This is a genomic window from Microcystis sp. M113S1 (genome assembly GCF_020246945.1).
GTDB lineage: Bacteria > Cyanobacteriota > Cyanobacteriia > Cyanobacteriales > Microcystaceae > Microcystis.
This window is the reverse complement of record NZ_JADBSA010000237.1, coordinates 1-8,769: the sequence shown is the minus strand read 5'-3', so window position 1 is coordinate 8,769 and position 8,769 is coordinate 1. Positions and strand designations below refer to the sequence as shown.

At 44.0% G+C, this 8,769-nt stretch carries 12 protein-coding genes; 4 read left to right on the top strand and 8 right to left on the bottom strand.

Features of this window, described 5'->3' with window-relative positions; translation table 11 throughout:
• Window positions 1–405 precede the first annotated feature (405 nt).
• From IM319_RS11940 to IM319_RS11925, 4 genes are read left to right on the top strand one after another with little or no spacing between them, the layout of a single operon-like run.
• On the top strand, window positions 406–1,587 hold the full coding sequence (locus IM319_RS11940) for a M20 family metallopeptidase (protein ID WP_287735752.1): 1,182 nt from the start codon (window positions 406–408) through the stop codon (window positions 1,585–1,587).
• Between the two features lie 22 nt (window positions 1,588–1,609).
• Entirely contained in the window at window positions 1,610–2,074 is a 465-nt protein-coding gene (locus tag IM319_RS11935) for an MEKHLA domain-containing protein (RefSeq protein ID WP_287735751.1), read from the top strand.
• Between the two features lie 14 nt (window positions 2,075–2,088).
• Window positions 2,089–2,790, top strand: coding sequence for an orotidine-5'-phosphate decarboxylase (gene pyrF, locus IM319_RS11930; protein WP_287684547.1), 702 nt, complete (start codon window positions 2,089–2,091; stop codon window positions 2,788–2,790).
• A complete protein-coding gene (locus tag IM319_RS11925; RefSeq protein ID WP_287735749.1) occupies window positions 2,754–3,290 on the top strand; it encodes a hypothetical protein in 537 nt (178 codons plus the stop codon). The genes pyrF and IM319_RS11925 overlap by 37 nt, the downstream gene beginning before the upstream one ends.
• Here IM319_RS11925 and prmC read toward each other — a convergent pair.
• The 8 genes from prmC to IM319_RS11890 all read right to left on the bottom strand — a co-directional run bounded on the left by prmC (window position 3,287) and on the right by IM319_RS11890 (window position 8,226).
• The gene (gene prmC, locus IM319_RS11920; RefSeq protein ID WP_287735747.1) at window positions 3,287–4,171 is read right to left on the bottom strand and encodes a peptide chain release factor N(5)-glutamine methyltransferase; all 885 of its coding nucleotides are present in this window, start codon (window positions 4,169–4,171) and stop codon (window positions 3,287–3,289) included. The two genes, IM319_RS11925 and prmC, sit on opposite strands and share 4 nt — an antisense overlap.
• A 5-nt stretch (window positions 4,172–4,176) precedes the next feature.
• Entirely contained in the window at window positions 4,177–4,977 is an 801-nt protein-coding gene (locus tag IM319_RS11915; RefSeq protein WP_287735745.1) for a Tic22 family protein, read from the bottom strand.
• A gap of 379 nt (window positions 4,978–5,356) precedes the next feature.
• Window positions 5,357–5,791 carry a hypothetical protein gene (locus IM319_RS11910; RefSeq protein ID WP_287078752.1) on the bottom strand — a complete coding sequence of 145 codons (435 nt, stop codon included), beginning with the start codon at window positions 5,789–5,791 and terminating at the stop codon, window positions 5,357–5,359.
• A 370-nt stretch (window positions 5,792–6,161) separates the two neighbouring features.
• Entirely contained in the window at window positions 6,162–6,437 is a 276-nt protein-coding gene (locus IM319_RS11905; RefSeq protein ID WP_287735744.1) for a hypothetical protein, read from the bottom strand.
• Between the two features lie 10 nt (window positions 6,438–6,447).
• A complete protein-coding gene (locus IM319_RS11900; RefSeq protein WP_287684552.1) occupies window positions 6,448–6,738 on the bottom strand; it encodes a hypothetical protein in 291 nt (96 codons plus the stop codon).
• 189 nt (window positions 6,739–6,927) lie between these two features.
• Window positions 6,928–7,113: a DUF5615 family PIN-like protein gene (locus tag IM319_RS22520; RefSeq protein WP_353857199.1), complete on the bottom strand. Its 186-nt coding sequence runs from the start codon at window positions 7,111–7,113 to the stop codon at window positions 6,928–6,930.
• Window positions 7,110–7,334 (bottom strand): DUF433 domain-containing protein, encoded by a 225-nt coding sequence (locus IM319_RS11895; protein ID WP_008199295.1) that lies wholly within the window; start codon window positions 7,332–7,334, stop codon window positions 7,110–7,112. The genes IM319_RS22520 and IM319_RS11895 overlap by 4 nt, the downstream gene beginning before the upstream one ends.
• 142 nt (window positions 7,335–7,476) lie before the next feature.
• The gene (locus tag IM319_RS11890) at window positions 7,477–8,226 is read right to left on the bottom strand and encodes an NYN domain-containing protein (protein ID WP_287684553.1); all 750 of its coding nucleotides are present in this window, start codon (window positions 8,224–8,226) and stop codon (window positions 7,477–7,479) included.
• Between the last annotated feature and the right edge of the window lie 543 nt (window positions 8,227–8,769).

The window sequence follows — 8,769 nt, the reverse complement described above, 5'->3', positions numbered from 1 at the left end:
GTTTCTGCTTCAACCACCGTTGCATACCACGGTTAAAAAACCATGTACTGTCTTACACAAAGTCCACAGACTTTCGCGACCTTTCAGAAGCCCGATTCCGTGTGTCCCACGGTACGGTTCTGACTAAACGCTTCTTGTACTTGTTGCGCGCGACTTTTTACCCGGACAAGTTTTTCTGAACGGAACCCCCTAAGCCGAGTTTTCAAGGTGCTGTCCGCCCACTTGGTTTTCGAGACGGTCTTTTTAATTCTAACGTAAAGCCAACCTAGAACGGCGGGGTTTCCCACCCAAAATTTTCGATGAAAGAATGCCGAGAAGACAATGCAGACTTAAAATCAGCCAAGTCGAATTTTCAGGTAAAAAATGCTCTATGATTAAGTCTAAAGATACTGTAAAACTGGTTTCATGCTCTCCGAGATTAAAAACATAGCCGAGAGTCTCGCACCCCGATTAGTGGAGATTCGCCGCCACATTCACGCGAATCCAGAGTTAAGTGGGCAAGAATATCAAACGGCCGCCTATATTGCCGGAGTTTTGTCTTCCTGTGGTCTATCGGTGCAGGAAGCGGTGGGAAAAACGGGAGTTAAGGGAGAATTGGCGGGAAAAGGCAGTGATCGGAGAATTTTAGCTATCCGCGCCGATATGGATGCCCTGCCGATCCAAGAAAGAACCGATTTAGACTTTGCTTCCCGTAAACCGGGGATTATGCACGCCTGCGGTCACGATGTTCATGCTACCGTCGGTTTAGGGGTGGCGATGGTGCTTTCCCGTCTCTCGGAACCTTTGGGGGGAAAAATACGCTTTCTCTTTCAACCAGCAGAGGAAATCGCCCAGGGGGCCAGTTGGATGATCCGGGAGGGGGTGATGCGGGATGTCAGCGCCGTTTTGGGGCTGCACGTTTTCCCCTCGATTCCGGCCCGATCGATCGGGGTTCGTTACGGGGCCTTAACTGCAGCTGCCGACGATCTGGAGATTTTTATTCAAGGGGAATCTGGCCACGGGGCCCGTCCCCACGAGGCGATCGATGCTATCTGGATCGCCTCGCAAGTAATCACCACTTTGCAACAGGCAATTAGTCGGACTCAGAACCCTTTGCGTCCCATTGTTCTCACCATCGGGCAGATTAGCGGTGGTCGCGCCCCCAACGTCATCGCCGATCAGGTACGCATGGCAGGAACCGTGCGATCGCTGCACCCAGAAACCCACGCCCATCTCCCGGAATGGATCGAGAGTTTGGTCACGAATGTCTGTAGCACATATAACGCTAAATGTCAAGTAAAATATCGTCGGGGCGTGCCATCGGTGCAAAATGACCAATTTTTAACCCGGTTAGTCGAAGAAGCCGGTTTAGAAGCTTGGGGACAGGATCGGGTGTTAATTCTCTCGGAACCCTCCATGGGGGCCGAGGATTTTTCCCTTTATTTGCAACAGGCCCCGGGGACAATGTTCCGTCTGGGAGTGGGTTCTCCTAATCTCCTTAATCCCCCCCTTCACCATCCGGAATTTTTAGTGGATGAGTCGGCAATTCTGACGGGAGTGATTACTTTAGCCTACGCGGCCTATAAATATTGGCAACGGCAAGATTAAACCGGTTTTTCAAGATAATTTTATGGAAATTTGGGAAGATTTAGCTATTATAGCTTGGACGGAATTGCTGCTGGATAGTTATGAACAATTAATCGGGCGATCGCTTTTACCCCGGATCGGTACTGGCAAAGAACAGAGTAAAATGCTCTTTTATGCCCCTTTTGTGCTGGTTTCCCACGGTACACAAACTAATCCGATCTTCAATTATGGTAATCGCGGCGCCCTCGATCTCTGGGGTTTAACTTGGCCAGAATTATTAACAACTCCTTCGCGAGCGACGGTAGAGGGAGAGGAAATCGCCCAAGAACGCCAAAAAATGCTGGATTTAGTCAAAAAACAGGGCTATATCAACGATTATTACGGGGTAAGGATCACGAAAAACTGTCAACTATTTCGCATTGAAAAAGCGATCGTTTGGAATATCATCGATCGTGATGGCATTTATTGCGGACAGGCTGCCACTTTTGCCGATTGGATTTTTCTCTGATTTATCAGCCAAATATGACCAACTCAGACCGAATTATTGTTCCTCTCGATGTGCCGGATTTAGAATCAGCGATCGCACTGCTCGATCTGTTGCCGGAAGTCAATTTTTGGAAAGTGGGACTAGAATTATTTGTCAGTAGCGGTACAGAAATTCTAGGGATTCTGCAAGAAAGACAAAAAAAGAGCTTTCTCGATCTAAAATTTCATGATATTCCCAATACGGTTGCCGGGGCCTGTCGTTCAGCTAGTCGCTATCAAGTGGATTTACTCACCCTCCACGCTACGGCCGGACGGCAAGCGCTGACGGCGGCGAAAGGGGCAATCTCTGACCTGCCATCGCCGCCAAAACTTCTCGCTATCACCGTTTTAACCAGCCTTAACGCCCGTGAATTAGCCCTCGACCTCAAAATTTCCCTAGAGCTATCGGAATATGCCTTAAATCTGGCATTATTGGGCAAGGAATCGGGAATTGATGGGGCGGTTTGTTCTCCCCAAGAAGTGGCGCAATTGCGGCGCGTCTGTGGAGAGGATTTTCTCTTAGTTTGTCCCGGAGTTCGTCCCTCCTGGTCAAGCAAAGGGGATCAAAGTCGGGTGATGACTCCGGCCCAAGCGCTTAAAGCTGGGGCTGATTATCTAGTAATTGGACGACCGATCACCGGTGCCGAGGAGCCAAAGGTAGCATGGGCAAAAATTTGTCAAGAATTAGCCGATATTTAGCTGTATTACTGGTTATTTTCGGGATTAACTTCCCAGCCGTTAGTCTTCCTCTTTCTAGCTGTCCGGAGGATTTAAATCTTTTAGTCGATCGCCTCTTGTCAGATTTACCCGGTTATGCTAACCGAGTTATTACCCGCTCCCAAATCGATCAAGAATTATCTACACCGGTTTTTGTGATTATTGCCGGTCGTCCCGAATTTGCACCCCTACCTTTAACTGCCAGTCAATATTCTGGTCAAATTGCCGATGACACTCAACAGGTTTTTTTTACGACTTTAGAGCGTCAGTATAGCAAAAATCGCTTTGTCACTCTCCAGAATTATCACTGGTTATTTTTAACTAAAACTGGGGAAGGATGGCGATTAGTGACGATTTACAGTCAACTAGCTTCCCTAGAACCCGCTCAAGTCCCCTTACCTCCCCTAGAAACCAGTCAAGGCACCATCGGCCAAGCGGTGCGTCTCTGGCTGCGGGACTGCGAAGCGGGGACATTGCGCTAAATTCGCTCGGCCAAAACAAAGCGATCGAAACCTGCTAGGTCGTTAATAATCTGAATTTGTCGATAATTGCCCTGATTTTCCAGCATTTGCGCTACTTTTTCCCCTTGACCGGCTCTCATTTCCACTAGCCAAAGGCCTCCCGATCGCAGATAATCGGGAGCAGTGGCCGCTAGATAGCGCAGCGCGGTCAATCCGTCTTCACCTCCATCCAAGGCCAAACGGGGTTCATGTTCCCGCACTTCAATTTGTAAGTCGAGAATTTCTGCACTGGGAATATAGGGAGGATTGGACACCATACCGCTAATCTGTCCTTTCCACTTCTCTAGGGGTGTCCACCAAGAACCCTGTTTTAAGATAATTCTGTCGGCAAAACCCGTATTGATGATATTCTCTTTGGCGATCGCTAAAGCCGTTTGACTGTAATCACTAGCATATATTTCTGCTTTTGTCAAGATACTGGCTAAACCAATCGCAATCGCACCGCTACCGGTTCCCAGATCTACCCAGATTCCCCCTTCTTCTCCTCTGACGGTTTCTGCAACAATATCGATTAATAACTCGGTTTCGGGACGAGGAATTAAGACTTCTGGGGAGACTTTGAGGGTAAAATTACGCCAGACCACCGATTCGAGCAAATACTGCAAGGGAACCCTTGCTTGAAGGCGTTTTTGCCAGCGTTTAGTAATTTCCGACCAAGAATAACTCAAAGGGATTTTTTCTCGTTCGCGAAAGGATTGTAAGCGCAGGGAAAGAGTATCTATATCTGTCACTGCTTGCAGAAAGATATCCACTTCTTTCGGAGATAGTTGCGCTTGCTGCAGATCAGCGATCGCCTGTTGTCGCCATTGACTTAATTCTTGACCGGAAATACTAGCAGACACAAGGCTTAACGATTGGGTGCGGGGGGATTATTGGTATTATTATTAGGGCGTGGCTGATTTGCCGGGGGTTGGTTGGGAGCCTTTTGGTTGCTATTTGCCCGAATAAAATCAATCGTTTCTTGGCTAGGATAGAGGAGAATTTTAGTTAAAGCTTCATCGTTGCTTTGTTGTAGGGTGGCGATGACATTTTCTAAGGGAATAACATCAATTTTCACCGTGGCTGCTTCTGCGGGATTAGCTTTTTTATATTGTTCTACCATTTGCAAAGCGGCGGCTTTTTCAAAGAAGAAAGGAATAAAATCCTGATTATTGCGATTGATCACCAGAAAATTACTCTCTTTTCCTGCTTTCGGCACAAATAAAGGTACACCACCTTGATATTGTTGACCTCTTTCACTGAGCAGTTTTTTCGCTGATTCTACTTCCGACTCTTTGGGAACAAAATCGATAATTAAACGATTTTGATCGGTTTGACTGGCTTGCATTTTATAGACTTGTGCCAAAGAAACAGGCTGAACTTTAACCTTACTAGCCACTTCAGGATTCTCTTTTTTCAGTCGTTCAAAAAAGTTTTGTGCGTCCTGCTGACTGATAAAAACTCCCGTGAATTTCTGTTCTTTTTCTCCCACGGCAATTAGGGGAACTCCTTGATCATCGGCAATAGCGAAGACAGGTACAGACTGCAAGGTTCTGACGATTTGTTCTTCCGGTAAAGCGAGTGCTTTAGAATAGCTTCCCAGCAGCGAAGTCAACATTGTCGTTCCTACTAAACCAAAAGTTGCCGTCCAACGAATGAGAGATTTCATCAAAATAATTACCTCGTTATTACTATTAACCAATATTTGTCGTTAATCTGAACTATATAGTCTATTTGACTCCTCCGATCAGGAGTTTTTTGATGAATAACAAGCCCCGAAAGTTCCCTTTATTGGCTTGCTTCTCAACCATCATAGCTAAAAAGCTCCATATTTGGTGAGATGTGGTCGCAGTGGCGGCCAGGAAACAGGGGCAATTTACGGGCTGATCTAGGAAATAATAGGGATTAATTGGAGTTTTTAAGCGATTTTTTCAAAAAAAAATCGCTTAAGCTACGGTTTAAGCTTGCTTTTGCCTTAATAAGCACCAACTTCAGATCAAAAGGCATTCTCTTGTGTGAATCAGTTAGTCCCTTTGATCTTGCCACTACTAATGACTTTCCGAGAGATGGCGCGGATGGGCGATCGCTAACCGCAGCCATTGATAGGAAACTAGATTTAAAATCAGTCCGATAATCAATAAAATTGCCATGAGAGCGATTTGATACCAGGCGATCGGTCTGACCAAAAGATCGGCGATGAGATGGGCTAAATTCAAGACAGAATAGAGAATTGTCAGCCAGAAATGGGCCTTTCTCAAGGAGCGACTTTCGCTAAAATTGACCCCGATAATCGCTAACATTGGCAGCAAAAAAAAGAGCAACATTCCCCAGAAAATCGGATCGAGATTGCTGGTTTGATGACTCTCGACGATCGATTGACCATGGAAGAGCGGCATTAAACCCAGTTGGGTGTGAAATAGGGTTCCCAAGAGGAATGTTGTCCAGAGAGCGGCAATTTTTTCGGAATATTTCGCTGTTTTCACGGTAATTATCCTCTTAATCGGTTAATATAAAAGCCCAGGGTAAGTGAGAAAGTATTCTTAAATTTTTCTTAGTCACTTATCTATACATTCTAAAAAAAGTTTCTGTATTTAAAATTACTTTTTACAAAAAAACACAAAATAAGACCTCTGGCAAAAATCAAAAATCTTCCGTTAGGTGAGGAGTAAGGAGCCAGTAGTCAGGATTCAGAAGAATTAAGCATGAGCATTAATCAATTAAATGCTCTATTTAGGTATTTTATGCAATTTTATGCCTATTTTTATCACTTTTGAACTCTCAAAAATTAATTATGCAAGAACTCTATAGTTAGGGTTTGCTGAATAAATATAAAAACTTTGTTGGATAAGACTTTTAGACTTTTTTGACCTCAAAAAGTGCCGACCTTTGGAGTGATTGAGGGGAAAATTCCGGGACTTTTTCCCTGAAAATTAGGTAATTGACCAGGTGAAAATGGGTAAAACCCCACACCCTGCCCCCAGGAAAAACTTTTTCAGCAAACCCTAAATAGGCTAATATTGCTGCTTTATGTAGCTCGCTTAAGCATCGAAACTCGATTAAGTCAATCATGGCATCTAAACTATTCTCGATGCCATAATCGCCTATTGTTTCCTTAAGTTGATTACTCATGATAAAATTGCTAAATTGGTTTAACCGAATCCCCGATTTTAGGATTCTCAAATGTCTTTAGGTAATCGGATTCAATCGTAGCTTTATTTTCCTCTACGCTGATAACCCGTCCACTCCCCTTGAGAATTTCTAGATATTCCCATCGACCTTGAATTTTTTCCGTGGTTGGTTCGTACACTAACATTCGCCGTCCTACTTGGATGTTGTTTCGTTTTCCCCGGTTCATGACTAACTGATAGGGACTAATAATATCAATTATTTGAGCGGGGAAAGTACCTTTAGGCGATAATAATACTGTCATCGCTACACCCGTCAATAAGGAACCCAGTCATCGACATTAACTAACTTGCCATTGTCGAAAAAATATAATAGGACTTACGCATTGACAGAATTTTCGTAGTATGCCTTTGAACTTCAGAATATGGCTTCCAAGTTATTGAGGTCAAGGAAGTTGGATGCTAAATTATTGACAATAAAAGAGCGGATGACCTCAGTAAATAACTCCCTTTGTCAGGAATACCAATTTCGTAACAATAACCAGTTTTTTATCCTTTGCATATTGCCAAATTTCCGTATCACTTGGACTTCTACCTAAAACCGAAACATAAATGATCGATAAAGATGGAGTAAACAGGATTTTAGCTGGTAAATTTTCATCAAAGAAAAAACCATTCATGCAATTTTTCTGACTTCATAGTGATTCGCCATCAATCTTGCTGCAAATTGCATACAGGCATAAATATCTTCTCGATTCAGAGAGGGATATTCTTCAAGGACTTCTTCAATAGAATCCCCTGCTCCCAAAAATTCCATAACTGTTTGCACCGGAATTCGAGTTCCAGCTATAACAGGTCTTCCATTACAAATATCTGGATGGATATGGATACGACTTTCCATTAAGGTTTTGTTACCTCCTTGATGATCTAAAGTAAGCTTATTATACCCTTTCATAGTAACAGGTAAGGATGTTGGGTTTCCTTAAAATCGATCGCTGCATCGGTAGGAATTGCATTAGGTAACGCACCCTACCAGAGCGGCACTAGGTTTTTGGAGTAGTGCCATTCTTTTGCTTGCTCCTCACGAAGACTGCCTTATTTTTTCGCTGAATCTCGAATAAGTCAATAGCCTCGAACAGGCCACTCAGCTTTGCATATCCGTAGTTGCGTGGGTCAAAAGATGCCTGATTTGCTATGTGTCCGCCAATCTCTGCCAAATTCGACCAACCATCATCGTCTAGAGTCCTAGAAACCGCGCCCCTCAATAAACTGATTAATTTGGTGTCTTGCTTCAACTCTTTACCAGTTTTCTTAACACTTGCAGAAACTTTGGAAGTCTCCTCAGAATTTACTGCTTGATCAATAGTTTCTAGGTATAAAAATGTTGAACACGCATAAACAAAAGGCAATGGCGTTTTCTTCTCGCCAAATCCATAGACTTTTAAGCCATTTGTCAAAATTCTCATCACTAAAGGAGTAAAGTCGCAATCACTCGACACGATTGCAAAAGCATCCAACTCTTGTGTATACAGCAAATCCATTGCATCAATAATCATTGCAGCATCGGTAGCATTTTTGCCCTTCGTATAGTCGAACTGTTGGACGGGGCGAATAGCGTATTCATGCAAACACTCCTCCCAGGCTTTCAGCGCAGGACTTTTCCAGTTTCCGTAAGCCTTACGAATATTGGCAACTCCATAGTTGGCAATTTCAGAGACGATCGCCTCAATTTTTGATGCAGGGGCGTTGTCTGCATCAATCAGCAGCGCAATTTTTGATTCTGATTGTCGCATATTGCTCCAGGGGTGCTGGTCACTTTAATTTTTGAACTCGAACAGACACTCTTCAAGTATGCCCCAGCTGATAGCCTAAGCCATCTAACTGTTGATTATGCAGAAACTTTCCGAATAACCAGAGTAAGGATATAGGGAAACTTTTGACATATCACCCCTTTTGTCGATTCCTGAAAATCAGCCTAAATAACATCAGCTTTTTCCCCAAGGTCATAGCACTAATTGTTCAATCTGACTGCACTTCGTAACAAAAATTTACAACTCTCTCATAACCGATCGCACTCCCGTCTGTCGCTGTGCCTAGACGTTTTTAGATTATTATCATTTACTTGAATCAATGACCATGGTGCGTTCCCCCAAATCTATCGCTGCAGCGGTAGGACTTGCATGAGGGAACGCACCCTACAGCTACTACAGGTTAGTTAGGGTCTGCTGAAAAAGTTTTTCGGTGGGGGTTAAGATAGGGTTTACCGAAAAAGTTTTCCCCGGTGGCGGTGATAAGTAGCTAGACACAATTAATTAGGGTTGGCTGAAAAAGTTTTT

Excerpts from the sequence above, each read along its gene's own strand:
- IM319_RS11940 (WP_287735752.1), top strand. The coding sequence starts at position 406 with ATGCTCTCCGAGATTAAAAACATAGCCGAGAGTCTCGCACCCCGATTA.
- IM319_RS11925 (WP_287735749.1), top strand. The coding sequence starts at position 2,754 with ATGGGCAAAAATTTGTCAAGAATTAGCCGATATTTAGCTGTATTACTG.
- IM319_RS22520 (WP_353857199.1), bottom strand. The coding sequence starts at position 7,113 with ATGAATGGTTTTTTCTTTGATGAAAATTTACCAGCTAAAATCCTGTTT.
- IM319_RS11905 (WP_287735744.1), bottom strand. The coding sequence starts at position 6,437 with ATGAGTAATCAACTTAAGGAAACAATAGGCGATTATGGCATCGAGAAT.
- IM319_RS11935 (WP_287735751.1), top strand. The coding sequence starts at position 1,610 with ATGGAAATTTGGGAAGATTTAGCTATTATAGCTTGGACGGAATTGCTG.
- IM319_RS11900 (WP_287684552.1), bottom strand. The coding sequence starts at position 6,738 with ATGACAGTATTATTATCGCCTAAAGGTACTTTCCCCGCTCAAATAATT.
- IM319_RS11890 (WP_287684553.1), bottom strand. The coding sequence starts at position 8,226 with ATGCGACAATCAGAATCAAAAATTGCGCTGCTGATTGATGCAGACAAC.
- IM319_RS11895 (WP_008199295.1), bottom strand. The coding sequence starts at position 7,334 with ATGGAAAGTCGTATCCATATCCATCCAGATATTTGTAATGGAAGACCT.
- pyrF (WP_287684547.1), top strand. The coding sequence starts at position 2,089 with ATGACCAACTCAGACCGAATTATTGTTCCTCTCGATGTGCCGGATTTA.
- IM319_RS11915 (WP_287735745.1), bottom strand. The coding sequence starts at position 4,977 with ATGAAATCTCTCATTCGTTGGACGGCAACTTTTGGTTTAGTAGGAACG.